Raw genomic sequence first — 24,559 nt, forward strand, 5'->3', positions numbered from 1 at the left:
GCCCGGCATGGGCGAGCGAGCGGCGCGGGGCGCACCAAGGGACGAGCGCCACCCCATTGGCCCTCCGCGGCGAGGGTTTCGCGGATGAGAAACGAATTCCACGACCGTGTGGCGTTGATCACAGGACGGTAAATGATCAAATGGCGATCGGCGCTTGATCATCGACGCGCGGGGCGGAAAAGGCGAGGCTCAGGAACGGCGTAAGGGGCCCGTAAATGCACCGGGTTCCCAATAGTGACTCACATCACTTCCGCCGCCGGGATTCCCGAGAAAACGCAGCTCGCGGGCTCTTGCGGGCAGCGTTCCAGACAGCCGTCCAGGGCCATTCGATCTACCTGGGATTTGCCTGCGGCCGAGATCCGTGGCTACGTTCTCACCGTTCCGTGCGGCACAGGCGCCGCCCAGACAACAGAACACTCACGCCGACGTGCGGAGCGGCCCCCTGACGTTCCGCCGCCCGAAGAACCCGCGCGATCGGCCGCCGCGTCCGTGCAGACACGAAGCACGGAGCCGGAGAGCGCCGGCGGCACACCGATGACGACCCCCATCCCGGGGCATCGCCGTGCCGGTACGCGCCGCAGCCCCACACACCCGAGCGGAGTCCCGCACGCGGTGCGGGCTGCCCGGTAGGCACCCAACCGCGAGGTCAGGAGCCATCCTGAGTACGTCCCGTAACCCCCGGAAGACCGTCCCCCTGAAGCCGTTCACCGGCGGCGTCGTGCTCAGCGCCACGGCCGCGCTCGGAGCCTCGCTCCTGGCGGCCGGACCGGTGCACGCGGCCACCGCGCCGCAGGCGGCCGCCGTTCCCCAGCAGGCGACGCTGGTGAGCGCGAAGGCGAAGGTCACCGCGGCGCAGAAGTCCAAGCAGAAGAAGCGCGCGGCCAAGGCCGTGTCGTACGCCTACAAGCAGATCGGCGACCCGTACCGCTACGGCGGCACCGGGCCCGGCTCGTGGGACTGCTCGGGACTGGCGGGCGGGTCGTGGCGCAAGGCGGGCGTGAAGCTCCCGCGCACGACCACGCAGATCTACAAGAAGCTCAAGAAGCACAAGGTGTCCTGGAAGGGCGCCGTCAAGGGCGACCTGCTGTTCTTCTACTCCGGCAAGAGCCACATGGGGATCTACGTCGGCAACGGCTACATGATCCACGCGCCGAGCTCCGGCAAGAAGGTCAAGAAGATCAAGCTGACCAAGTACTACAAGCGGAACTTCAGCGGGGCCGTGCGCCCCGGCTACTGAGCCGCCGCCCGACCGCGGGCCCGCTCCTCCCCCCGGGGAGCGGGCCCGCGCCCGTGCGGTCGGCACTCGGCGGTCAGCGGTCGAGGGCGGGGTAGTCGGTGTAACCGCGGTGGTCGCCGCCGTAGAACGTGCTCGCGTCCGCCTCGTTGTACGGGCCGCCCGCCCTGATCCGCGCCGGCAGGTCGGGGTTGGCCAGCCACATCTCGGCGAACGCCACCGCGTCCGCGACCCCCTCGCGCAGCGCCTCGGCGCCGTACTCGGGACGGGACGGGAACGCGTCCGGCGCCGGGTGCGGGTTCAGGACCAGCGCCGCCGGCCACTCGGCCCGCAGCCGCCGCGTCAGCTCCCGGTCGCCCAGCTCCATGACGTGCAGGTACGCGAGCTCCAGGGGTGCGAGGGCCCGGACCAGCGCCGGGTAGAGGTCGGCGGTGTCGCTCTCGGAGACGCCGTTCGCGGTGGTCCCAGGCGAGATCCGGAAGCCGACGCGTTCGGGGCCGACGGCCTCGCCGACCGCGCGGGCCACCTCGACCGCGAACCGGATCCGGTTGGGGATCGAGCCGCCGTACTCGTCGGTGCGCGTGTTGCTGCCGTCCGCCAGGAACTGGGTGACCAGGTAGCCGTTCGCGCCGTGGATCTCCACGCCGTCGAAGCCCGCGTCGATCGCGTTGCGGGCGGCGTCCGCGAAGTCCTGGACCGCCTCCGCGATGTCGTCCCGGGTCATCTCCCGCGGCACCGGGTGGTCGAGCATCCCGTCCGGGCTGAACATCTGCTCACCGCTCGGGATCGCGGACGGCCCCACGGGCAGCCCGCCGTCCGAATAGAGGGACGGGTGCCCGACGCGTCCCGCGTGCATCAGCTGCGCGAAGATCCGGCCGCCCGCCGCGTGCACCGCGCCGGTCACCTCCCGCCACGCCGCCACCTGCTCGGCCGTGTGCAGGCCGGGCGTCCACATGTAGCCCTGGCCCCGCTCGCTCGGCTGCGTGCCCTCGGTGATGATCAGCCCGGCGGCGGCGCGCTGCACGTAGTACTCCGCGGTCAGCGCGGTCACCTGGCCCGCCTCGTACGCGCGGCTGCGGGTCATCGGAGCCATCAGCAGCCGGTTCGGCAGCTCCAGCTTGCCCACGGTCACCGGCTCGAACAGCTCGTCCATCGCGTTCTCCCAAGATGTCGTCATCGCGTTCCTGCTGCTGACGACGTTAGGAGCGTGCGGGTACGGGGCGAATCCGTAAGGTTTCGGTACCGGGCACCGTAGTTTTGAGGGGTGCTCTACGGGCGGGAAGAGGAACAGGCGCGGATCGCGCGGCTGATCGCGGACGCGCGCGACCACCGGCGCAGCCATGCCGCGGTGATCCGCGGCGAGACCGGCATCGGGAAGTCCACGCTGCTGGAGTGGGCCGCCGGGCAGGCCGCCGCCGCGGGCGACGGCCGGCTGCTGCGGGCCACCGGCTTCGAGGCCGAGGCGACGATCGCGTTCGCGGGCCTCAACCAGCTGCTGTGGCCCGTACGGGACCGGCTGGACGCCCTGCCCGGGCCGCAGGCCGCCGTGCTGCGCGGCGCGCTCGGCCTCGACGTCCCGGCGGCCGGCGGCGCCGACCGCTTCCTCGCCGGGCTCGCCGTGCTGACCCTGCTCGCCGACCTCGCCGAGGACGGCCCGCTGCTCTGCCTCGTCGACGACGCGCAGTGGCTCGACACCGCGACCGCCGAGGCGCTGCTGTTCGCGGCGCGGCGGCTGGCGGCCGAGGGCGTGGTGATGCTGTTCGCCGCCCGGGACGAGGGCTTCGACGGCGGCGGCCTGGAGGAGCTGCGGCCGCGCCGGCTCGGCCACCGGGACGCCGTGCGGCTGCTGCGCGACCACGACGGCGTCCCGGCCCTGCTGCGCGAGCAGATCGTCAAGGAGTCGGCGGGCAACCCGCTGGCGCTGATCGAGCTGGGGGCCGCCTGGAACGGGCACGGCCCCGCGACCGCGCCGCTGCCGCTCGCCGACCGGGTCACCGCCGCGTTCCGCGAGCAGATCGAGCGGCTCCCGGAACGGACCCGGCTGGTGATGCTGATCGCCGCCGCCGAGGGGCGCGGCCACCTGCCCAGCACGCTCGGCGCCGCCCGCGCGCTCGGCGCCGACCTCGCCGACCTGGAGCCCGCGGAACGGGCCGGGCTGATGGAGGTGGCGCCGCCCGCGTACCGGTTCCGGCACCCGCTGATCAGCGCCGCCGTCTACCAGGGCGCCACCGCCGCCCGGCGCCTGGAGGTGCACCGGGCGCTGGCGGACACCTCCACCGACCTCGACTGCACCGTGCGGCACCGCGCGTCCGCGGCGGTCGCGCCCGACGAGAGCGTCGCGGCCGACCTGGAGGCGTCGGCGGAACGGGCGCGCGACCGTACCGGGTACTGCATCGCCGCGCGGCTCTACCAGCAGGCCGCCGAGCTGACCCCCGAGCGCGTCGACCGGGCCCGCCGGCTGGCCACCGCGGCGGCCGCGATGCTCCAGGCGGGCGAGACCCGCGGCGCCGAGGACCTCGCCGCGGCCGCCGAGCGGATCACCGACGACCCGGCCGGGCACGCCGTGCTGGCGCGGCTGCGGGCGACCGTCGAGTTCGAGCGCGGCGACCCGCGCGCCGCCGCGCGGATGCTCGCCGACCAGGCCGAACGCATGGACGGCGCGGACCGGGAGGCGCTGCTGCGGACCGCCGCGGCCTACGCCTGGATGGCCGGCGAGTCGCCCGTGCTGTGCCGGGCCGCCGGGCTGCTCCCCGCCGCCGACCGGGCCGTGCAGGGCATGGCCCGGCTGATCGAGGGCGACTACGGGCGCGGCCTGCCGCTGCTGGCGGATCTCGCGGCCGAGCCCCCCGGCCGGACCGGAGACCGGATCGAGGCCGTCCAGGCCGTCCTCGCCGCCCTCATCGTCGGCGCCGACGCGGCCGCCCTCGACCTCGCCACCGCCGAGGCCGCCCACTGCCGCCGGCAGGGCCTCATCGGCGCGCTGCCGAACGTCCTGCAGCTGCTCGCCCAGGCGCAGATCGCCGCCGGACTGCACCAGGACGCGCGGGCGACCGTCGCCGAGGCGACCGGGCTCGCCCGCGACACCGGCTTCGAGCGGCGCGCCGAACGCCTCGCGGACGTCCTGTCGCGGATCGCGGCCATCGAGGGCGACGGGCGCTCGGTCGCGGCCGCGGACGGCGGCTCGCTCGGGCTGCTCGACCTGGGCCAGGGCCGGTACGACGACGCCGTACGCCGCCTGGAGGAGGTCGTGCGCGGCCCGCACCGGCACACCGCCGACGTCATGATCTCCGCAGCCGACCTGGTCGAGGCCGCCGTACGGGCCGGATCCGGGGAGCGCGCGCAGGAGGCGTACGAAACGTTCGCCGCATGGGCCGAGGCCGGGCGGCAGCCATGGGCGCTGGCCGTCGCGTCGCGTTCGCAGGCGCTGCTGAACGACGCCGAGAAGCCGTTCACGGACGCGCTCGCCCTGCACGACCGCACCGGACGCCCTTTCGAGAAGGCGCGGACGGAACTGCTGTACGGCGAGTGGCTTCGGCGGGCGCGGCGGCGTTCCGACGCGCGCGTACCGCTGCGTTCGGCTCTGGAGGCGTTCGAGCGGCTCCGGGCGGAGCCCTGGGCGGACCGGGCGCGCGCCGAACTGCGCGCGACGGGGGACGCCGCCGACCACGCCGAGGCCGCGGCGCCCGACCTGCTCGACCGCCTCACCCCGCAGGAACGGCAGGTCGTCCGGCTCGCGGCCGGCGGGAACAGCAGCCGCGAGATCGCCGCCCAGCTCTTCCTCAGCCCGCGGACGGTCGAGTACCACCTGTACAAGGCGTACCCGAAGCTCGGCGTCTCCTCCCGCAAGGAGCTCACCCGCCTGCGCGCGAGCCTGGAACCGGCGGCCACCGGCTGAACGGGCCAGAATGGTCGGCGATGACCGCCTATGACCGCGCCCATGCCTCGCTGCTGGGGCTCGCGCTCGGAGACGCCCTCGGATCGCAGTTCTTCGTCCCCGCCAACCGTTCCGCCTATGACGCACAGACCGTCCCGCCCCCTCCCTGGGAGTGGACGGACGACACCGAGATGGCGAGTTCGGTGCTGCACGTACTGTCCCGCCACGGGGGTATCGACCAGGACGCGCTCGCCGCGAGCTTCGCCGAACACCACGACTTCGACCGCGGCTACGGGCCGTCCACCAACCGGCTGCTGCGCCTGATCAGGGAGGGCGGCGACTGGCGCGTCCTGGCGCGCGAACCGTTCGGCGGGCAGGGCTCCTGGGGGAACGGCGCCGCAATGCGCGTCGCGCCCCTTGGGGCCTGGTACGCCGGCGACACCGGAACGGCCGCCCGGGAAGCGGAACTATCAGCCACCGTCACCCACCCGCACCCCGAGGCAGTAGCGGGCGCGGTGGCCGTCGCAGTAGCCGCCGCCTGTGAACAGCCGACCCCCGGCGCCTTCATCGACACGATCCTCCGGCACGTCCCGTCCGGCAGCGTCCACGACGGCATCAGGGAGGCGCGCCGGCTCCTGACGGTCCGGGACCCCGTCCTCGCCGCCTCCGTCCTCGGCAACGGGCGGCAGGTCGCCGCGCACGACACGGTCCCGTTCACGATCTGGGCCGCCGCCCGCCACCTGGACGACTACGAGCGCGCCTTCTGGACCACCGCGGCCGCGGGCGGCGACATCGACACGACGTGCGCGATCGTCGGGGGCATCGTCGCCGCCCGTACCGGAACGCCGGGCCTCCCGCCCGCCTGGCTGGAGGCGTGCGAACCGCTGCCCGGCTTCATCGGAGGCTGACTCAGCCCAGGATCGCGTACACGGTGGAGGCGCGGGCCGCCGGCTCGTCCTCCCCGTCGGCGGTCATCGTCACGTCGGCGAACGCCAGCGTCCGCCCCAGCTTCGTGATCACCACCTCGACCAGCACGTCCCGGCCGGCCACCGGGCGCTGGAACGTCGTGTTCTGCTGCACCGTGGTCATCGGCACGAACCCGCCCCGCGCCCCCGACACCGCGATCACCGTCGCCGTGTCGGCGGCCGCCATCAGCGCCTGCCCGGACAGCCCGCCGCCCTCCCGGGCCAGCCGCTCCGACCAGGGCAGCCGCAGCACCGCGCGCCGCTCCCCCACGTCCTCGACCTTCAGTCCCAGGTCCCGGACCCAGGGCGCGAAATTCTCGCGCAGGATGTCATCGCCGTCCGCGGGCTTCACCGTCACCCCGCCATGATGCACGCTGAAGGCATGCGTGAGGAGATCTTCCTGCCCGGCACCTACGCGGCGGGCGTCCCGTACGAGACGTTCCGCCGCCTCCGCGCCGAAGCTCCCGTATGCCGCGTCCCCGAACCCGCCGTCGGCCCCTGGCCCGCCGGCCCCGGCTACTGGGCCGTCCTCCGGCACGCCGACGTCAAGCACGTCCTGCGGTCCCCGGACCTGTTCTCCTCCCACCTCGGCGCCACCCAGATCCGCGACCCCGACACGCCGGAGGACCTGGACTTCGTCCGCGCGATGATGCTCAACCAGGACCCGCCGGGACACTCCCGGCTGCGCCGCATCGTCGCCGCCGCGTTCACCCCGCGCGCCGTCCGGGCCCTCGAATCCACCATCGAGGACCGCGCCCGCGCCCTCGTCACCGCCGCCCGCGGCACCGAACTCGACTTCGTCGAACTGGCCGCCGACCTGCCCGTCTGGACGCTCGCGCAGATCATGGGCGTCCCCGACGAGGACCGCCGCCTCCTGTACGACTGGGCCTCCCGGGTGATCGGCTACCAGGACGCCGAGTACGCCGGCCTCTCGACCGCCGACCTGGACTCGCTGACCCCCATGGGCCGCGCCGCCGTCCGGTCCCGCCCGCACCCGAACCGCCCCGACGGCCGTCCCATGAACCCCCGTTCCCGGGCCGCCCTGAGCGACATGTTCGCGTACGCCCACGCCCTCGCGTCCCGCAAGGAACCCGGGAACGACATCATGTCCCGCATGCTCGCGGGCGGCCTCAGCCCCGCCGAGTTCGAGAACATGTTCTTCCTCTTCGCCGTCGCCGGGAACGAGACCCTCCGCAACGGCATCCCCGGCGGCCTCCTCACCCTGCTCGAACACCCGTCCCAGCTCCGCAAACTCCAGGAGAACCCGGACCTCCTGCCCAGCGCGGTCGAGGAGATGCTCCGCTACTGGCCCCCGGTCATGGACTTCCGCCGTACCGCGACCCGCGACCTCACCCTCGGCTCCCAGCACATCGAACGCGGCGACAAGGTGGTCGTCTACCACGCCTCAGCCAACCGCGACGAGTCCGTCTTCCCGTCCCCCGACGACTTCGACATCACCCGCACGCCGAACGACCACGTCAGCTTCGGCTTCGGCCCGCACTTCTGCCTGGGCGCCCACCTGGCCCGCGTCCAGATGCGCGCCCTGTTCCGCGAACTGCTCCCCCTGCGAATCCGCCGCACCGGCCCCGAGACCCGCCTGGCCTCCAACTTCCAGAACGGCCTCAAACACCTCCCCATCTCCCTCCACTGACCCCGCCACGCCCACCCGCCCGAAGATCGCCAACAACCCCGATGCGAACCACTGGACGATCTCGATACCCTTACCGTGCGGGTCGCTAGCTCAATTGGCAGAGCTCCGGACTTTTAATCCGTAGGTTGTGGGTTCGAGTCCCACGCGACCCACCACGCCTGACCTGCACAAACGCAAGTTCGCCCCGGTATGCCCCTCGCCGGTTTCGCCCCACTTCGTTCCCATGTTGGCTCGATGTTGGCTCGCGGGGCCAAACCGGGGACGATCATGACCCCCGCCGGCACCAGCACACCGCTACGCAGGCCACCGCCGCCGGTCCGGGGTCGCCGCAGCGAACCCTGCGCGGGGCGCCCTGCACAACGCCGTCGCCCAGCAAGCCAGGCAAGGCCACCGAGGGGCCTCACCCTGAGCAAAACGGTCTGGCGAAGCCAGGTCTACCTGGCGCTTCACCAGCACTCCACCACATCTCAGCGCCCGAAGAGAGACGCCGGCACGCGCAACGACCTCCCCGCGACGGGTTTCCCAGCGGGCGCAGTCGGCCGCCGACAGTCGCGAGCATGATGAGCAACAGCGGAAGACGGATCGCTAACCCGGGCGAACAAGGGATGTGAGTCGTCGCGCGGACGTCCGGAGATGTGCGAACTGCGGGTCGCCGTTGCCGGAAGGCTCTCGGTCATCGCGCCGGTATTGCTGGGCGGCGTGCCGGTCGCAGCAGTGGCGCGATCTGAAGCGCTCGGGTGAGGAATACGCCGCTGCGGTGCAGGAGCTGACCGCTCTGGGGGTCGTCGGCCGGGGACCGTCGGCCCGGGAGGCGCGGGCGCAGCGGCCCAGTGCCTGGTGCCCGGTGTGCGGGCGGACGTGGTGGGTCACGCTGCAAAAGCGCAGCAACGCCACCTATTGCAGCCCGTGGGTCTGGGCGTGTTGAGGCTGCGGTCGGACGTAATGAGCCCAGGCGACAAGGGGGAGGCTTCCGTGCTTTCAGGGGGAGCGGGGATCGCGGCCGGGCTCAGGCCCTGTTCCGTTCCGTCGGGTCGCCGGCGGTCAGTTCCTCGACCAGGAGTGTCAGCAGGCCGGGCAGGTGCTCGTCGATGTCGGCCCGGGGCAGCGAGACGGCGCTGCCGTTGCCGTGGTCGCGTTGGACGATCAGTCCGGCCTCGCGCAGCACGCGGAAGTGGTGTGTCCGCGTGGCTTTCTTCACCGGCAGGGTGAACGAGCCGCAGGCGCGTTCGCCGCCGCCGGGGTCGGCCGCGAGCTCGGCCACGACCCGCCGTCGCGAGTCGTCGGCCAGCGCGGCGAACACCTTCCCGAGATCCATGCCACCCCCTAGGTACGGTTTGCATCGTACCTTGCCGTCCCGCTAACGTCCAAGGTATGGAAATCGTCATACCTCAGACCGGCGGCCCCGTCGGCATCTACGGCTTCGCCCGACCCAAGCCCGAACGGGCCGAGGAACTGGAACGGTTGCTGCTGTCGTTCGTCGAACCCACCCGGGACGAGCCGGGTTCCCTGCAGTACCAGGTCCACCGCGACGCGGCCGACCCGAGCACGCTGGTGTTCTACGAGCTGTGGCGATCGGCCGACGACCTGCGGGCCCACCTCGCACGCCCCGAACTCGCCGACTTCCAGCAGCGCCGCCTGGAGTACCTGCGCGAAGACCTGGAAATCCACTGGCTGACCCCGCTCAGCGTCACCGCCTGAGAAAGCCCCTGAGCGGGTGCCACGGCTTCGCCAGACCCGATGCTCACCTGGTCGGCGACCCCGCATGTCGATGGTGGGTCCGCCGCTCACGAGTGGCGGACCCGGTTCGCTCGATCACGGCGCCAACCGGCAGTTGTCCGGAATCACCGCCGACACCCATCGGCGCGGAAAGTGATCCTTGCTGGCGCGGGTTTCGAGAGTGACGGGACCTTGTCCTACTACTGGTCACGGCATTTCGTCACTACCTCACATTCACAGGAGCCCGGCTAAGACGGAGGAGCGTTCGCGTCCGGGATCCATCGCGCCCGGATCTGCTGAGCGGCGTCCAGGGCAGCCCGTCCTACCGCAGGTTGATCTTCCCCCGGGCGAAGGTGGTCAGCGGCCCGTAGTCGGCACCGGGATTGATTCGCCAGTCCTTCTGGTCGGGCAGGTCAGCCAGCGCGCCGTTGCCTGTGGCTCGGGACAGACTCGCCCGGTCGGTCACAGGAGGGCGCCGCCGGAGACCTCGATGCGCTGGGCGGTCATCCAGCGCAGGCCGTCGGACGCCAGTGTGGCGATGGCGTCGCCGATCTCCTCGGGTTCGCCGACGCGGCCAAGCGCGGTCTGCCCGGCCAGACCCTGGCGCATACCGGCGTCATCCCGCATGGCACCGCCGTTGAAGTCGGTGGCGGTCGGCCCCGGGGCAATGGAGTTGACCTGGATACCTCGGGGGCCGAGTTCTGCGGCCAGAGTGCGGCTCAGGGCCTCGACGGCGGCCTTCGAGGCGGAGTAGACCGAGGTGGCGGGACTGGTGTGGCGAGTCAACGACGACGAGACGTTGATGACGCGGGCGCCTTTCGCCAGCATCGGCACAAGTGACTGGATGAGGAAGAACGTGCCCCGCACGTTCGTGCCGAACACCGTGTCGAAGTCGTCGGTCGTGACAGCTTCCAGAGGGCCGAAGACACCCACCCCCGCGTTGTTGACCACGATATCGAGCCGCGAAGCCCCCCAGCGCTCAAGTAGTCCGCTCAGCTCGGAAGTGAAGGCTCCGAAAGAGGAGACGTCGCTGATGTCGAGACGCACGACAGCGGCGGTCCCACCCGCAGCGTGCACGTGCTGCGCCGTCCCCTCGGCCCCGGCCACATCACCGCGATGAGTGACCACGACCCGCACCCCGCGCGCCGCCAGCGCAAGAACCGTACTCCGGCCCAGACCACGGTTCGCACCGGTGACCAAAGCGATCCTGTCGGCTGTCATCCGCTACTCCCTCATCACACGGCACCAGAGAGACATCGGGCACCGTCATCGGATGCGAGTCGTTCGACTCGCCTTTCCATTGCAGCGTAGGCAGCCCAAAGATGCGAGTCAAGTGACTCGCCTCGGATCTGGGGCATACTGCACGCATGGCAGCAGAGCTCTCCGCACACCACCGCCGTCTCGCCCAGCAAAAGCGTGAGGCGATCATCTCCGCGGCCACGGACCTCTTCCTGAACCACGGTTACGACGGCACGTCCCTCGCGCGCATCGCCGAAGGGGCGGCAGTCTCGAAGTCCACCTTGTTCAAGCAGTTCCCCACCAAGGCAGCCCTCTTCGAGGCCATCGTCACCGAGTCATGGCAGCGTGACGCCACCGGCGCCGTCGCGCGACCTCAGGCCGGAGATCTGCGTTCCGGCCTGACCTCCATCGGCCACCGCTACGCCGACCTGATCGGCCGGCCCGGCATGACAGCCCTGTTCCGCATCGTCATCGCCGAGCTGCCTCGCTTCCCCGAACTGGGACGGATGCAGTTCCAGCTCGGCAAGCTGCCCTACTTCACCTCTGTCCAGCGCTACCTGGAGTCGGAGCACGAGGCCGGTAACGCCGACGTTCCGGACGCCGAGAGCGCCGCTAACCAGTTCCTCGGGATGATCGCCAACTACGTCCTGTGGCCCCGCATGCTGCTGACCGACTGGAACCCCACAGCCTCCGACATCCGCTACGCCGTCGAGCAAGCGGTAGAGACCACGCTCGCCCGCTATGCCTCCGATCGACCAGCCTGATCCGAAGCTGGAATGGACGACCAGGCCGCCGCGCACTGCGTCGACACCTGCGTAAACCTGCACTACGCGCTGGCCGAGTACGGCATCAGTTCACGCGTGGAAGCGGTGAACCTGGAACTGGAAGGCAACGGCTCACGCACCCTGTACGGCAACGAGGACAAGGGCCGGTTCCTGGACCCGACCTTGCAGCAGTACAAGGAGGTGCCCAACACGCGAAAGCCACGCTGCCGCTCATGTGCCCGCTGCCAACTGCCACCGGCCTGGGAACCTCGCGGATCAGCGTCCCCCGAGGCGATCACCAGGTGACCTACCGACCGCTACCCGCCGACCAGCGCAAAGCAGGGCGCAGCCCGATCCTGGATGCCTTCCAGGACGACTTCCGGGCAGCGGCCGCCAACCTGGCCGCCAACGTCTTCGACATCATGCGGCTCGACGAACTGCGCGCCAAGACCGCAGCCTCGCCCTACCCGCGCCTGCGTCGACTACTGGATGCTCTCGGCGACGCCGAGAGCATCGCCGACGGGAACGGCTACCGATTCCGTGACCCTCGCACCGGTCGCGAGCTTCGCCTCGCCGACATCCCCTGAAACGCAGCACCTAGCACAAGCCGACGCAATCAGCCCGCGCGGCACCCCGGGCCCGCTGCTGACAGTCCAAGCGCACCAGCCCGTCTACGACGGCGACCGGCCCAGCGCGGCGGAACTGGTGCGCAGGGCCAAGCCGCAGGCCATGCGCTGGTCCTAGCCGCGCTCCTCCAGCCGCGCCACCGCGTGCGGCAGGCAGCTCAGCGAGGAGTGCACCAGGGCCGCCATGTTAGGGGGCCGGGGGCTCCGGCGCCTGCGTGTGGTGGTCCAGTAGGCGGGTGAGCAACCGCACGAGCTGGTCGCGTTCGGCGGAGGTTAGCGGGGCGAGCAGCTCGTCGTGGAGGTCGTCGAGGATCCGGTCGAGGCGGCGCAGGTGCCGGCGGCCCTGGGCGGTGATCGTGATGACGTTGCGACGGCGGTCGCCGGGATCTGGTGTCCGTTCGACGAGTTCGCGTTCGGCCAGTTCGTTGAGGACGCCGACCATGTCGCTGCGGTAGATGCCGGTGCGCCGGCTCAGCGTCGCCTGGCTGCCCGGGCCGTACTCCTGCAACGAGGCCAGCACGGCGTAGTGCCACTTGCGGGCGTCGACCTGGGCCAGCCCCTCGCTCACCAGCCGGTCCGACTGCGCGGTGATGCCTGACAGCAGGCGACTGGCCCGTCGGCGCAGTCTGTCCGGCGTCTTCGCCTCGCCATCGTGTGGCATGTCCGCGGCTTCATCCCTGCTGCTCATGATGCTGATCCCATCCCTGTTGCGTTAGTCGTACTAACAATGTAAGTTCGTTCGAGCCAGAAACATTATAGACACGAACGTTAGTCAGATGAACGAGGGAGGACACCATGTCCATGGATACTGTGACCGCCGACCGCATCGAGATCGCCGACCTGTTCGCCCGCTTCGCACGCCTGCTCGACGAGAAGCGATGGGAGGACGTTGCCACCGTCTTCGCCGACGATGTGGCGGTGCACTCGCCGCGTGGGGGCGTGCTCCACGGCATCGACGCGATCGTCGACTTCATGCGACGCAGTGACATCGAGGGGCAGCGGGCCCAGCATCTGACCACCGACCTGCTGGCGGAGATCGACGGCGATCAGGCGGCCGTCTCGGCGTACTCGCTCGTGTTCTACTACCGCGACGGCCAGGCGCCCCATTTCACGGGGGGCCTGCGGATGGCCGGTGCCCTGGTGCGGACGCCGGCGGGCTGGCGATTCCGCGAGCAGCGGATCGCGCCCCTCTGGACTCGCGAGAACTGATCTCCGGGGGGCGGGGCGCGCCATCGTGCGGCCCCGGCCCCCACTCCCGGCGGCCCCATCTCTGCCCGGGGATGTCAGCGGCTTCGTCTCCCCAGTCATGCCCGGTTACCGAAAATGTCGGCGAAATAGATCTCTATCTTCTGAACGGATTGGACTTCGTCATGGCCCCCACCCTGCCCTTCGGCACCGCGCTCATCGGCCAGACCGAGAAGACCCTCAACGCGATCCTGGAGCGTCAGCTCGACGGGACCGGCATCACCGAGCCCCAGTGGGTGACGCTCACGCTGACGGTGGTGAGCGGCGGGACCATCGACCACGCCGAACTCATCCACAAGGTCAGCAAGGCCACCAAGTTCAGCCAGGCATCGGCGGCCGAGCGCATCGCCGAGCTGACCGCCGCGGGCCTCCTGCGCGACGGCGGTGACGGCAACGTCCAGGTCAGCGATGCCGGCCAGGAGCAGTGGACGCAGGTCCGCGCCGCTCTCGGTCCGATCACCCAGGGACTGTGGGGCGACCTGCCCGCTGAGGACCTCGCTGTCGCGGGCCGTGTCCTCGGCACCGTCCTGGAGCGGGCCAACGCCGTCCTGGCCGGCGACTGAAACCCCCTCGACCCGGCTCAGACGAGGAAACGCCCGGCATGCCCAGCATCGAGGTCCTCGACTCGACGATTCACTACGAAGACCACGGCAGCAGAGCCACCGTCGTCTTCCTGCACGGCAACCCCTCCTCCCACATGTGGCGCAAGATCCTTCCGCTGGTCGGAGCGGGACGCCTGATCGCCCCCGACCTCATCGGCATGGGCCGCTCGGGCAAGCCGGTCGGCGACCACCGGTTCGCCGACCACGCCCGCTACCTGGACGCCTTCTTCGACGCCCTCGGCCTGGACGACATCGTGCTCGTCGGCCACGACTGGGGCGGCGCGCTCGCCTTCGACTGGGCGACCCGCAATCCCGACCGGGTGCGCGGCGTGGCCTTTTTCGAGACGATCGTGCGCCCCATCGCCTCAAGCGAGCTCTCGAGCAAGCCCGCGCCCACACCGCGTCCCGTACTGGCGGAGGCGGTCGCCGCCCGGCAGGATCCGGGCGGCGAACTGCCCGCACCCATGCGTCAGCAACTGCTCGCGCAGCCTCGGGGACCCCAGGCCCAACCGGGCGGCCCAGCCGTGGGCCTGCTCGTCGATCGCCTGATGGTCGGAATGAACCGACGAAGCGAACGGGCGATATGTTAACGGCCACTCAAGTCGAGGAGGACGGCGTCATCGCTGGTGAAGATGTAGCGGTGTGAAAAGCTTCGCCAGAACACTTCTGGCGGGGTCTTGGTGTACAGGGTGACGCTTGGTGTGCAGCCTCGTCTGAAGTTGGTTCCCCGGTCGCTTCCTGATGATTTCGAGCTCTCACGATTCGTCCTTAGCGCAGCAGCGGACGGGCCGAATCGGCTCCTCTCCTCCGCGGCGGTCAGCGGCTGCGCGGGCAGAGGCAGAACGGGTGCCCGGCGGGATCGGTCATGACACGCCACCGGCCCGGGTTCGGCTGGAAGTCCGGCTTGCCGCCGCCGAGCTTCAGGATGGCGCGCTCGGCCTCGTCCAGGTCGTCGACGTTGAAGTCCAGGTGCAACTGCTGGGGCCGATCGCCTTCCGGCCAGGTCGGCGGCAGGTGGCCGGGAACGCGCAGGAAGATGACCTGTGTCCCGCCCGGCAACACGATCGCGGACACCTCCGGGCCGTCAAGGGTGATCTCCCCGCCGGTCAGTGCGGCGTAGAACTCGGCGAGCACCAGCGGCTCGGAGCAGTCGAGACTGACGGCGGACAGCTCCGCGATACCGGACTGCATGGGCGAGGCTCCTCAAGGTGCGGGTTGACCAGAACAGACTGCCAGTGCGCATCTGCGACCTCCGGCCCGACCTCCTCGAACTTCGAACAGCAGCAGATCTCCGAGGAGTGATAGCACCTCTCTCACTCTGCGGCGATGACTTACCGATGAGGAAACTCCTGAACGCCGGGATCCCGCCCGATCGCGATGCTCAGACGGGATCCCGGCGACCTCAGTCCAGCCGTTTCAGGGAACGGCTCCTTGTGCGTCTCGATTCTCCGCAGTCTCGGACGTGTCCGTGGCGAGGCAGGCTATCGGGGGTTCTGCTGGTCCAGCCAGGTGGCGATCGCCGTGGCGATCGCTTCAGGCTGGTCTTCCGTCGCGTGGTGGCCGGCTGGGCCGCAGTGCTCGATCTGCAGGCCCTGCGATGTTGTCCTTGCACCAGGCGGCGACTTCCGGGGTGCTGAGCAGGGTGGGCGAGGAGTCGAAGGTGAGCAGGAGTTTGGGAATGTCGTGGCTGTCGGCCAGCCAGGTGCCGTAGGCGCCGATCCGGGCGGTCACGTCGGCGGGGATCGCCGTCGATGGGGCAGGGATCGGGTCCAGTTCAGCAGCGGGCGACGGCTCTCGCGAGTGGGGTAGGGCGCCCGGTAGGCGTCGAGGTCCTTGTCGCTGAGCGGGTTCAGCACTCCCCCGGTATAGGCGGTTTCCACGAAGAAGTGCGTGTCGAGTACCAACGCCTCGCCCTCGGCGGTGCGGAACCTCAGTTTGGACCACCTCGTCCAAGGCACCCACACTAGGACACCACTTCCGCCCGATTCACCCCCCGCCACTACCCGGGCAGCGGCACCCGTACTGGCACCGGCTCGTCCCAGTGACACCAGCCCCGACCCGCTGCCAGTGCCCTCGATCGCCTGGTGGTGGAACCTGCCGCCCACCGCGCCCCGACCCTGACGACCGCCATCTGCTCCGGATACCTGGGCGCCGGCGGGCGAGGCCGGGCGATCCAGCGACTCAGAACAACGTGTCGCGCACCCGCAGCGGCCGGTATCCGGTGGGGCCGAGCTGGGCCAGCTCACCCTCGATGTCGACGTCGATGGACCCGAAGAAGTTGATGTTCTCGCTGTGCGCCGGGGAGATGTGCGCCAACACCTCCTGGTCGATGCGCCGCCCAGACCGGCGCATCGCCTCCACCGCCAGCCCGTAGTACTCGGTGGTCCAGGTGACCACGGCGTTGGTGACCAGTGTTAGGCACCAGCCCAGCGCATCAACGCCCACCTCCAGCAACGCCTCGATCAGAACCCCCCCAAGGAAGCCGGAGGGGGCTGACCTCGGCGGATTCCGCTGATCTGGTGTAGGGTCGAGATCAATGGTTGTAGTCGAGTTTTGCGAACGTGGAAACGCCCGCGGAGTTCTTCCGGCGGGCGTTTCGTCATTTGGGGTCACTCCAGACGGGCGTACGGCCAGCAGCCCGGACCACGCGGCCGCGTGGCCCGCCGCTCAATGAGAGGACACCCACATGACTCAGGGAACCGTGAAGTGGTTCAACGCCGACAAGGGGTTCGGGTTCATCGCCCCCGATGACGGCACTGCCGACATCTTCGTCCACCAGTCCGTGATCGACAGCGACGGCTTCCGCACCCTTGAGGAGGACCAGAAGGTGGAGTTCACCTCCATCCGCGGCCCCAAGGGCATGCAGGCCGACCTGGTCCGCGCGCTCTAAGCAACGCGCACCAGCAGCACACCACCGACGGGCAGGACCGCGCAAGCGGCCCTGCCCGTCCGCGCGTATCCCCGTCTGGGGACGCCGCAGCACTCGGGAAAGACCGCTCGGATCAGCCTGACCGCCGAAGTCGCCGCCACATAGCTGGTGGCCTCCGGTAGGTGCCCGTTGCAGCTGTGACACAGAATCTGCATTACCTGTCACACCGGCCCGCGCCGCTCGCGTCCACCCAGCTCACCGGTCCCGCAGCTCGGATGCCCGCGGTGGTCCGCTACAGCGCCGCGAGGGGGGCGGGCTCACGATGCTCCAAGGGCTCCAGCACCTCCGCGTCGAAACCCGGCCGCAGACCGTCGGGACTTGGGCTGAATTGGACTGCGTCCTCTTTCAGGCGGCTGGTTTGGTGAGCCGGAAGGTCTGGAGGTATGCCGTGGGAGACACGCGGCGTGGGAGGTGGCTGGGGCGTTCACGCTGACCGACACGGAGAGCGAGTGGGCGCGTGGCCGTACGCAGGATGAGCATCATCTGCTGGTACTGCTTGTATGGCTGAAGTCCCACCAGCGTCTGGGCTGCTGCGCGAAGGTCGAGGACGTTCCGGCAGCCGTGGCTAGGCACGTTCGTGGGGTTTCTGGACGGCATCGCACCTGGTCGTTCCAGCGTCCAGCAACGTAGACGCTCCCGGACGGCGCGACGGCGGCCCGCTCACACCACCCAGGGCTCCTCGATCTCCCCGTCGGCATCCAAACCGAAGCGCCGCAGCCGATTGCCGCCCTCCCGGTCACCGGCCTCCTCCCGTAGTTGAGCCAGGTTCCCTAGCACGCTGTACCCGGCGTCGGCGAGCTGCCGGTACAGGCGTTCGGCATCCTCCCGGTCGCCCGCCCCCTGCCGCCACCCGGCCAGGGCGCGCAGGGCGTCCATGTGCCCGGCATCGGCAGCCCGGAGCGCCAGGTACTCGGCGCCCTCCCGGTCGCCCGCCTCCTCCCGCCACCCGGCCAGGATCCGCAGGGCGTCCATGTGCCCGGCATCGGCAGCCCGGAGCGCCAGGTACTCGGCGCCCTCCCGGTCGCCCGCCTCCTCCCGCCACCCGGCCAGGGCCCACAGTCCGCCGGGGTTCCCGGCGTCGGCGCCCTGCCGGTAGAGGCGTTCGGCGCGTTCGCGATCCCCAGCCTCCTCCCACAGCCGAGCCAGGTTCCACAGCGCGTCGGGGTTCCCGGCGTCAGCGCCCTGCCGGTAGAGGCGTTCGGCGCGCTCCCAACCCCCCGGCTCCTCCTCCCACAGCCGAGCCAGGGCCCACAGCGCGTCGGGGTCCCCGGCGTCGGCGGCCTGCCGGTAGAAGTGTTCGGCGCGTTCGCGATCCCCAACCTCCTCCCACAGATCCGCAAGAGCCCACAGCGCGTCGGACTCTCCGGCGTCGGCGGCCTGCCGGTAGAGGCGTTCGGCGCGTTCACGATCCTCAGCCTCCTCCCACATGTCCGCCAGCTCCATCAGCACGCGGGGCGCTCCGGCGTCGGCGGCCTGCCGGTAGAGGCGTTCGGCACCCTGCCAATCCCCAGCCGCCCGCCGTCGGTACGCCAGGTTCCACAGCGCGTCGGGGTCCCCGGCGTCAGCGCCCTGTTGGGCAGCGCGCTCGGCGCCCTCCCGATCCCCGGCCTCCTCCCGCAGTTCGGCCAGGTACGACCACGCGCGGGGATGCCCGGCGTCGGCGGCCTGCCGGTAGAGGCGTCCGGCGCCCTCCCGGTCCCCGGCCTCCTCCCACAGATCCGCAAGGGCCCACAGCGCGTAGGGGTCGCCGGCGTCGGCGCCTTGCCGGTAGAGGCGTTCGGCACCCTGCCGATCCCCAGCCTCCTGCCTTCGGTACGCCAGGTTCCGCAGCGCGTCGAGGTCCCCGGCGTCGGCGGCCTGCCGGTACAGGAGGGCGGCATGGCGGTAACGGCCCCGGTCTCGGGCCGCGTTGCCAAGAACTGACTGGTCTGCCGGAGTGCGGGCGTGGTGGGCGGCGGCGTCCCAGAAGGCTGCCGGGGGGCACAGCTGGGCGCGTTCGGCGCGGCCGTGTTGCTCCAGATAGTCCGCCAGCCGGTACAACGGGACCGCCGCGGGCGGCTCGCCGGGACGGGGCCGGCGTCCGGTCAGCGGACCGGGGAGCCGCCGGTGCAGGGCGGTCAGCTCCTGCAAGGCGGTGGTGAACCAGCCGGCGCCACCGACCTGGTCCCAGGTGTGGTCATCGAGATAGCCGGGCGCCGCATCGCGCAGCAGCGGTTCGGGCAGGTAGGGGCCGTGGCCGAGGCGGCGGGCGTCCATGGCCGCCCACAGCACCGCCCGAACCGCGGGGCTACCCTGCAGATAGCGGCGCAGCAACTCAGGGGCGCCGGCCAGTTCCTGGGTGAGTTGCCCGCCCGGTGCGCGTTCAGCGGCGACGGCCAGCCGAGGATCGGCGGAGATGGCCTCGGCCAACTCGGTGAGCTGCCCTGGCGTGAAGCTGGGTGGGGAGGTGACCTCTGTCCCCTGGGCGAGCAGAGATCGGGCGGCCCGGTGCGGGTCCGCGGCCGCCCCGTGTTCGGGTGTACTGGTCAGCACCCGCCAGAACTCCGGCCACATCGACCCCAGCACCAGTACCGGCCCCCGGGCGCCATCGGCCAGCAGCGCCTGCAGCTCAGCCGCGACCAGCTCACCGACCTGCGGGGCCTGCAGATAGAACTGGGCCTCGTTCAACCAGATCACCGACCGCGCCGCCACCCGGTCGCGGCGCACCGCCTCCACCACCGCCATCGGCCGCTCCGGCGTCAGCGGATGCCACAGGCGCCAGTCCGGCAACTCAGCCCGGACCGCCTCCCAGCACGCCCGCGTCTTGCCCGTCGAGGAACCCCCGACCACCATCACCAACCGGCTACCGTGCTCGGCCGCCGCCACCGCCCCGCGCAGCCGGTCATCAAAACCCGGCCGCTCCAGATACACCGGCAGCACCGCACCCGCAGCCTCTCCCGCCGCCGCAGGCACGCCCTCGACCTCGAAGGCCCGGTGGACCTCCAATGCCAGCGCGTCCCGCTCATCCAGCTCATCGATCACCAACCCCACCGGCGGCCCGTCCCGCTCGGGCAGCGGGCCCATCTGGTACTGGACGATGGTCGAGCGGTCCCCGGTCGAGATGATGCCGCGGTTGTCGCGTCCGACCGACGCCGAACGCTCCGCACCAGCGCTCACCGATCCAACCGCAGGCACCTCGTTGCTGGACGCCTCATTCAGGGCCGTCTCAGTCGGGGCAATCTGAGGCGGCGGCTCCTCACCGCCGTCGCTGGCGGACGGCTCTCCCGGCTCCGCAGGCCGATCGGGCCCCGACGGCGGCACGCACCGCCGATCCCGCCGCCAGCTCACCGCAACGGGGTGTTGGTCGAGTCGTCCCCGGTCGAGACGATCCCGGAGTTGTCACCGCCGATCGCGATCGACCGCTCCCCCGACGCCACCGCCCCGCCAGACGGCGTCTCGCCATCGCCGCCGTCTCCCCCGCTGTTGTCGTGGCGGCCGGTGACCAGCCCATACACCGCGGCCGCGAGCCCGGCCAGCGCGACGAACACCCCGATCACACTCGCCCACTTATCGGCCTTGTCCAGCCCCACCACGGCCAGATGCACACCCAGCCCCACCAGCGCCACCACCATCACCACGGCACCGACCCAAACCCGCACGCGAACCGCCATACCAACATCCTCGACCACAGCCAAGATCACACAACGTGGACGGCCGCAACTTGCCACACCACGCGCCCTCGCTGCTGAAATCAGCAGCCTCGTGTCCGAATACGACAACCAGCGCTCCCCAAAACCACGTCTCGTATCGATGCAAGTCACACCTGGTGAGCCGTACCGGGTTTGGTGAAGTGGTTGATGTGCCCCGGCTTTGGTGGCGTCTGATGTACCCCGGGTTCCGTGGTGTCGCGTTACCGGAATCTCATGCCAGTTGTCGGGCTGTGTGGAGTCTTTCGTACTCGATGGGGCTGAGCATGCCCAGTGCGCTGTGGCGGCGTCGGCGATTGTGGAAGATCTCCAGGTACTCGAAGATGGCGCGATCGGCGCTCAGCGCCATCCCGGCCAGAGCAAGGTTCCCGCGGACATCAGACCAAACAACCGTGCTCGTGGCGGCGACCAGGACAAGCCTGCCCAGGAGGCCCACCCGGGACCGCGCCGATCAAGGCGGCAACAACCAGCACTCCACCGCATCTCAGCGCCCGAAGGGAGACGCCGGCACGCGCAACGACCTCCCCGCGACGGGGTTTCCCAGCGGGCGCAGTCGGCCGCCGACAGTCGCGAGCATGATGAGCAACAGCGGAAGACGGATCGCTAACCCGGGCGAACAAGGGATGTGAGTCGTCGCGCGGACGTCCGGAGATGTGCGAACTGCGGGTCGCCGTTGCCGGAAGGCTCTCGGTCATCGCGCCGGTATTGCTGGGCGGCGTGCCGGTCGCAGCAGTGGCGCGATCTGAAGCGCTCGGGTGAGGAATACGCCGCTGCGGTGCAGGAGCTGACCGCTCTGGGGGTCGTCGGCCGGGGACCGTCGGCCCGGGAGGCGCGGGCGCAGCGGCCCAGTGCCTGGTGCCCGGTGTGCGGGCGGACGTGGTGGGTCACGCTGCAAAAGCGCAGCAACGCCACCTATTGCAGCCCGCGGTGCCGGTCGGCAGCGTGGCGCGAGCGCCGTGGCGAGACGCCCAAGTGGCTGGCTGATCTGCGATCCCGGTCCGCTGATTAGCGTTCGGGTGTTGCAACCTGTCGTAGCTGACGCAGATGAGCTGGGACGCGTCAGGTTCGGCGGGACTAGTCTGCTCGACTTTGTCCCGCTTGACCTGACGCAGATCGGCGGATCGTGGGGCGGGTGAGCTTTTGCCGGCGGCTCGGACCACTCCATCGCCTGTTCTGACCAGGGTGATTCCCTCCCGGGAGAGGTCGCCCCTGCCGAAGGGGGCATTGACGGGCTCTGGCCCGTTCCCCTTCAGCCGTCTCCGGCCGAGGGGGTAGGGGACCACAGACCGGTGGCGGTGCCTTCGCGGATGTGCTCCTCGTAGGTGACTACCTTGCTGTGGATGATCTCCAGGCAGTTCCGGAGGTCGGCGATCTTGGCGTGGACGGTTCGTTCGTGCTCTCGGAGCAGCGCGAGTCGTTCAGGCTCGTTCCCAGGGCCTGAACGGACGAGCTCGGCGAAGCGTGTGAGGGTCGCGATCGACATGCCCGATTCGCGAAGACGGTTGCAGAGCAGCAGCCACTCGACATCTGCCGCCTCGTACACGCGCTGCCCGCCGCTGGACCGGGGGATCGGCCTCAGGAAGAGGCCCTCGTGCTCGAAGAACCGCAGGGCGTGCACGCTCAGGCCGGTCGCCTCTGACACCTGTCCGATGGAAAGCCCGCTCATGGCCCGGCAGCATAGCTTGACCTAGAGATAACTCTAGCCCCTATGGTCGGCCGCATGGAACAACAGCACAAACTCGACTCTGGGTTCGGAGCCGGTAGCACCGCATACGACGTCCTCAACGGGATCGACCTCACAGGTAAGACGGCGTTGGTCACCGGCGGATACTCGGGTCTTGGGCTGGAGACCACGCGTGCCCTCGCCGGGGCCGGAGCGCGCGTGCACGTGCCCGCCAGGAGGCCCGGCCCGGCGAAGGAGGCCGTGGGCGATCTCGCGGAAGTCCATGAGCTCGATCTCGGGGACCTGGAGAGCGTCCGGGTGTTGGCGGAGCGCTTCCTGGAGTCGGGCCGCACACTGGACATCATCGTCAACGGCGCGGGGATCATGGCCTGTCCGCAGACACGGGTGGGGCAGGGGTGGGAGGCGCACTTCGCCGTCAACCACCTGGGACACTTCGCGCTCGTCAACCGTCTGCGTCCGGCCCTGTCGGCCGAAGGGGCGCGCGTGGTGTCGGTGTCCTCTTCCGGGCACTTCCTCTCCCCGATCAGGTGGAACGACATCCAGTTCCGGGATGGCTATGACCGGTGGCTGGCGTACGCTCAGTCCAAGACCGCGAACGCTCTGTTCGCTCTGCATCTGGACGAACTCGGAGCCGACGACGGCGTACGCGCCTTCGCGGTGCACCCGGGCAGCATCCTCACCCCGTTGCAAAGGCACGTCCCGCGAGAGGAACAGATCGCACAGGGGTGGATCACTCCAGACGGCGAGCGGGCCGAGGGGTTCAAGACCCCTGCACAGGGGGCCGCGACCGCAGTGTGGGCGGCGACCTCACCCCTGCTCGACGGTCGCGGGGGCCTGTACTGCCAGGACTGTGACATCGCCGAACCCGCCACCACCGACGATATGCTCATCGGGGGCGTCAGGCCCTGGGCCGTTGACGCGGCCGAAGCGGCCCGGCTCTGGGAGTTGTCCGCCGAACTCACCCGATTGGACGCCTTCTCCTAGCCGACGGCGGGCCGCGGTGGCTATGCAGGCGAGACCGAAAGGCCGACGGTCAGCGGGGGCGTCTGCGGGCGGCGGGGGCGGTGTCTGCGGTGACGCGGGCGGAGGTGTGTTCGCCGAGGCGGACGTAGGCGCCGAGGCTGGCCAGGTGGGCGTGACGGGATTTGGCCTGGAGTTCGGCGGCGGTGCGGCCGGCGGCCGCCAGGTGCTGCAGCGCCGAATGGCGCAGCTGGTGCAGGGTCCATCCGTTGTCGTGTGGGTCCAGGGCGCGGGTGGCGGTCTTGAACAGGTATTCGGAGCGCGGGTAGGACAGCCGACGGCGGCCGGTGGTCGGGCAGATGTCGGCGGCCGCGGGCGCGGGGGCCGCAGGTGGGGCGCGGCGGTCGGCCAGGAAGACCGGCCCGGCAGTGCGGCCCTTCAGGAGGCGGGGCAGGAGGCGGGCGGTTCCGGTGGCCCAGTGCACGTACTCGATCGCGCCGCCCTTGGAGACGACCCGGGCTCAGCGGAACTCCAGGTCGAGGTCCTCGATGTTGAGGGAGAGGATCTCTTGGGCGCGGGCGGCGGTCGCGTACAGCATCCTCCACCGCACCCGCTCGCGCAGCCCGTGCGCGTCATCGGTCAGCAGCTTGTCCAGCCGGGCGCGCGGGAACGCTCGGTCACCGCGGCGGGCCGACTGCGGCGGGTCAGCCGCCGCGCCGGGTTGGCGGCCAGGAGTTCCTGCCGCTGCGCCCAGGCGGTGAAGGAGACGAGCGCGGACAGGTGCCGGTTCCAGGTCGCCGGCGCCACGCCGTCCCAGCGCTCCATGACGTGGAACATCTCTTCCACGTGCGCGACCGATAGTTCCTTCAGCAGCAGGTGGCCCAGCAGCGGGTCCAGGTACCGCCGGACGTGGTCGGTGTACCCGGCCACCGTGGACGGCGCTCCCTGATGGTCGTCCAGCCAGCGCCGCAGCCACTCGGCCACCGTCAGCGTACTCCCGGCCGGGCCACGCAACCGCACCAACGCCTCTTGCGCGGCCTTGCGGGTCGGGAAACCACCCCGGCGGACACGGCGACGGCGGCCGTCGGTCCCGGTGCCCAGTTCCAGTCGCAGACACCAGCTGCCATGGCGGCGCTCGGCCGCCAACCGCGGGCACCTGCCACCCATCGCACGTCCGCTGTCGGGGTTCTGGCAGCCGCATCGCCGGTACACCACCGGCACTCTGTGCTCTTCTCATCAGGCCAGGGTGGGCCTGCACTAGGGCCTGTTTCGAAGTGAGATGAGCGGCGGCGTGTCGTGCGCCGGACGCAGTGAGGTCTCCGGTAGAGCGTTCATCGACCAAGAAGAACAACACCGGAGACCTCGTGGCCACCCTAGCGGTGAC

General features: G+C 70.6%; 28 protein-coding genes and 1 tRNA gene. 14 read left to right on the top strand and 15 right to left on the bottom strand.

Annotated elements, in window-relative coordinates:
• Nucleotides 1–718: 718 nt before the first annotated feature.
• A complete protein-coding gene (locus tag ACA361_RS26015; RefSeq protein WP_375015941.1) occupies nt 719–1,237 on the top strand; it encodes a C40 family peptidase in 519 nt (172 codons plus the stop codon).
• A gap of 73 nt (nt 1,238–1,310) precedes the next feature.
• Here the strand turns inward: ACA361_RS26015 and ACA361_RS26020 are convergent, their stop codons facing one another.
• Nucleotides 1,311–2,387 (bottom strand): alkene reductase, encoded by a 1,077-nt coding sequence (locus ACA361_RS26020; protein WP_375015998.1) that lies wholly within the window; start codon nt 2,385–2,387, stop codon nt 1,311–1,313.
• Nucleotides 2,388–2,498: 111 nt separating this feature from the next.
• On the opposite strand from ACA361_RS26020, the gene ACA361_RS26025 reads away from it, so the two are divergent.
• Both ACA361_RS26025 and ACA361_RS26030 read left to right on the top strand, forming a co-directional pair.
• Nucleotides 2,499–5,129 (top strand): LuxR C-terminal-related transcriptional regulator, encoded by a 2,631-nt coding sequence (locus tag ACA361_RS26025; RefSeq protein WP_375015943.1) that lies wholly within the window; start codon nt 2,499–2,501, stop codon nt 5,127–5,129.
• Nucleotides 5,130–5,149: 20 nt separating this feature from the next.
• The gene (locus ACA361_RS26030) at nt 5,150–6,016 is read left to right on the top strand and encodes an ADP-ribosylglycohydrolase family protein (RefSeq protein WP_375015944.1); all 867 of its coding nucleotides are present in this window, start codon (nt 5,150–5,152) and stop codon (nt 6,014–6,016) included.
• A gap of 1 nt (nt 6,017) precedes the next feature.
• On the opposite strand, the gene ACA361_RS26035 is transcribed toward ACA361_RS26030, so the two are convergent.
• Entirely contained in the window at nt 6,018–6,431 is a 414-nt protein-coding gene (locus ACA361_RS26035; protein ID WP_375015946.1) for a PaaI family thioesterase, read from the bottom strand.
• 24 nt (nt 6,432–6,455) lie between these two features.
• Here ACA361_RS26035 and ACA361_RS26040 point away from each other — a divergent pair, with 24 nt between their 5' ends.
• Nucleotides 6,456–7,724 (top strand): cytochrome P450, encoded by a 1,269-nt coding sequence (locus ACA361_RS26040; RefSeq protein WP_375015948.1) that lies wholly within the window; start codon nt 6,456–6,458, stop codon nt 7,722–7,724.
• A 79-nt stretch (nt 7,725–7,803) separates the two neighbouring features.
• Nucleotides 7,804–7,879, top strand: a tRNA-Lys gene (locus ACA361_RS26045).
• An 851-nt stretch (nt 7,880–8,730) separates the two neighbouring features.
• On the opposite strand, the gene ACA361_RS26050 is transcribed toward ACA361_RS26045, so the two are convergent.
• On the bottom strand, nt 8,731–9,039 hold the full coding sequence (locus tag ACA361_RS26050; RefSeq protein WP_185024528.1) for a helix-turn-helix transcriptional regulator: 309 nt from the start codon (nt 9,037–9,039) through the stop codon (nt 8,731–8,733).
• Between the two features lie 56 nt (nt 9,040–9,095).
• Here ACA361_RS26050 and ACA361_RS26055 point away from each other — a divergent pair, with 56 nt between their 5' ends.
• A complete protein-coding gene (locus tag ACA361_RS26055) occupies nt 9,096–9,422 on the top strand; it encodes a putative quinol monooxygenase (RefSeq protein ID WP_375015950.1) in 327 nt (108 codons plus the stop codon).
• 340 nt (nt 9,423–9,762) lie between these two features.
• Here ACA361_RS26055 and ACA361_RS26060 read toward each other — a convergent pair whose 3' ends face one another.
• Together ACA361_RS26060 and ACA361_RS26065 are read right to left on the bottom strand one after the other, a co-directional pair.
• On the bottom strand, nt 9,763–9,906 hold the full coding sequence (locus ACA361_RS26060) for a hypothetical protein (protein WP_375015952.1): 144 nt from the start codon (nt 9,904–9,906) through the stop codon (nt 9,763–9,765).
• Complete coding sequence (locus tag ACA361_RS26065; protein ID WP_375015954.1) at nt 9,903–10,661, bottom strand: SDR family NAD(P)-dependent oxidoreductase; 759 nt, start codon at nt 10,659–10,661, stop codon at nt 9,903–9,905. Before ACA361_RS26065 ends, ACA361_RS26060 begins: the two co-directional genes overlap by 4 nt.
• 146 nt (nt 10,662–10,807) lie before the next feature.
• Between ACA361_RS26065 and ACA361_RS26070 the strand changes: the two genes are divergently transcribed.
• From ACA361_RS26070 to ACA361_RS26080, 3 genes are read left to right on the top strand one after another with little or no spacing between them, the layout of a single operon-like run.
• Nucleotides 10,808–11,443 (top strand): TetR/AcrR family transcriptional regulator, encoded by a 636-nt coding sequence (locus tag ACA361_RS26070; RefSeq protein ID WP_375015956.1) that lies wholly within the window; start codon nt 10,808–10,810, stop codon nt 11,441–11,443.
• A 12-nt stretch (nt 11,444–11,455) separates the two neighbouring features.
• Complete coding sequence (locus tag ACA361_RS26075; RefSeq protein ID WP_375015958.1) at nt 11,456–11,749, top strand: hypothetical protein; 294 nt, start codon at nt 11,456–11,458, stop codon at nt 11,747–11,749.
• Complete coding sequence (locus tag ACA361_RS26080; protein ID WP_375015959.1) at nt 11,746–12,030, top strand: hypothetical protein; 285 nt, start codon at nt 11,746–11,748, stop codon at nt 12,028–12,030. Before ACA361_RS26075 ends, ACA361_RS26080 begins: the two co-directional genes overlap by 4 nt.
• 226 nt (nt 12,031–12,256) lie before the next feature.
• On the opposite strand, the gene ACA361_RS26085 is transcribed toward ACA361_RS26080, so the two are convergent.
• A complete protein-coding gene (locus ACA361_RS26085; RefSeq protein ID WP_375015961.1) occupies nt 12,257–12,637 on the bottom strand; it encodes a MarR family winged helix-turn-helix transcriptional regulator in 381 nt (126 codons plus the stop codon).
• A gap of 233 nt (nt 12,638–12,870) precedes the next feature.
• Here ACA361_RS26085 and ACA361_RS26090 point away from each other — a divergent pair, with 233 nt between their 5' ends.
• From ACA361_RS26090 to ACA361_RS26100, 3 genes are all read left to right on the top strand, one after another.
• Nucleotides 12,871–13,278, top strand: a complete 408-nt coding sequence (locus ACA361_RS26090) for a nuclear transport factor 2 family protein (RefSeq protein WP_375016000.1) — start codon at nt 12,871–12,873, stop codon at nt 13,276–13,278.
• Nucleotides 13,279–13,439: 161 nt separating this feature from the next.
• Nucleotides 13,440–13,877 (top strand): MarR family winged helix-turn-helix transcriptional regulator, encoded by a 438-nt coding sequence (locus tag ACA361_RS26095; protein WP_375015962.1) that lies wholly within the window; start codon nt 13,440–13,442, stop codon nt 13,875–13,877.
• A 38-nt stretch (nt 13,878–13,915) separates the two neighbouring features.
• Nucleotides 13,916–14,506 (top strand): alpha/beta fold hydrolase, encoded by a 591-nt coding sequence (locus ACA361_RS26100; protein ID WP_375015964.1) that lies wholly within the window; start codon nt 13,916–13,918, stop codon nt 14,504–14,506.
• A gap of 226 nt (nt 14,507–14,732) precedes the next feature.
• Here ACA361_RS26100 and ACA361_RS26105 read toward each other — a convergent pair whose 3' ends face one another.
• The 3 genes from ACA361_RS26105 to ACA361_RS26115 form a co-directional block, all read right to left on the bottom strand.
• A complete protein-coding gene (locus ACA361_RS26105) occupies nt 14,733–15,107 on the bottom strand; it encodes a VOC family protein (protein ID WP_375015966.1) in 375 nt (124 codons plus the stop codon).
• A 342-nt stretch (nt 15,108–15,449) separates the two neighbouring features.
• Complete coding sequence (locus tag ACA361_RS26110) at nt 15,450–15,647, bottom strand: hypothetical protein (protein ID WP_375015968.1); 198 nt, start codon at nt 15,645–15,647, stop codon at nt 15,450–15,452.
• A gap of 450 nt (nt 15,648–16,097) precedes the next feature.
• Entirely contained in the window at nt 16,098–16,361 is a 264-nt protein-coding gene (locus tag ACA361_RS26115) for a Tn3 family transposase (protein ID WP_375015970.1), read from the bottom strand.
• A 241-nt stretch (nt 16,362–16,602) separates the two neighbouring features.
• On the opposite strand from ACA361_RS26115, the gene ACA361_RS26120 reads away from it, so the two are divergent.
• Nucleotides 16,603–16,806 (top strand): cold-shock protein, encoded by a 204-nt coding sequence (locus tag ACA361_RS26120; RefSeq protein ID WP_131737330.1) that lies wholly within the window; start codon nt 16,603–16,605, stop codon nt 16,804–16,806.
• A gap of 699 nt (nt 16,807–17,505) precedes the next feature.
• Here the strand turns inward: ACA361_RS26120 and ACA361_RS26125 are convergent.
• From ACA361_RS26125 to ACA361_RS26140, 4 genes are all read right to left on the bottom strand, one after another.
• Nucleotides 17,506–20,001, bottom strand: a complete 2,496-nt coding sequence (locus ACA361_RS26125) for a hypothetical protein (RefSeq protein ID WP_375015972.1) — start codon at nt 19,999–20,001, stop codon at nt 17,506–17,508.
• A 167-nt stretch (nt 20,002–20,168) separates the two neighbouring features.
• On the bottom strand, nt 20,169–20,495 hold the full coding sequence (locus ACA361_RS26130; protein ID WP_375015974.1) for a hypothetical protein: 327 nt from the start codon (nt 20,493–20,495) through the stop codon (nt 20,169–20,171).
• Nucleotides 20,496–20,745: 250 nt separating this feature from the next.
• On the bottom strand, nt 20,746–20,880 hold the full coding sequence (locus tag ACA361_RS26135) for an IS3 family transposase (protein ID WP_375015976.1): 135 nt from the start codon (nt 20,878–20,880) through the stop codon (nt 20,746–20,748).
• A gap of 900 nt (nt 20,881–21,780) precedes the next feature.
• Nucleotides 21,781–22,197, bottom strand: a complete 417-nt coding sequence (locus ACA361_RS26140) for a MerR family transcriptional regulator (protein ID WP_375015978.1) — start codon at nt 22,195–22,197, stop codon at nt 21,781–21,783.
• Between the two features lie 54 nt (nt 22,198–22,251).
• Between ACA361_RS26140 and ACA361_RS26145 the strand changes: the two genes are divergently transcribed.
• Nucleotides 22,252–23,199 (top strand): SDR family NAD(P)-dependent oxidoreductase, encoded by a 948-nt coding sequence (locus ACA361_RS26145; protein ID WP_375015980.1) that lies wholly within the window; start codon nt 22,252–22,254, stop codon nt 23,197–23,199.
• Between the two features lie 49 nt (nt 23,200–23,248).
• On the opposite strand, the gene ACA361_RS26150 is transcribed toward ACA361_RS26145, so the two are convergent.
• Complete coding sequence (locus ACA361_RS26150) at nt 23,249–23,659, bottom strand: hypothetical protein (protein WP_375015982.1); 411 nt, start codon at nt 23,657–23,659, stop codon at nt 23,249–23,251.
• A 155-nt stretch (nt 23,660–23,814) separates the two neighbouring features.
• Nucleotides 23,815–24,195 carry a site-specific integrase gene (locus tag ACA361_RS26155; protein WP_375015984.1) on the bottom strand — a complete coding sequence of 127 codons (381 nt, stop codon included), beginning with the start codon at nt 24,193–24,195 and terminating at the stop codon, nt 23,815–23,817.
• Nucleotides 24,196–24,559: the final 364 nt, after the last annotated feature.

The organism is Actinomadura sp. 21ATH (assembly GCF_041951345.1).
Classification (GTDB): Bacteria; Actinomycetota; Actinomycetes; order Streptosporangiales; family Streptosporangiaceae; genus Spirillospora.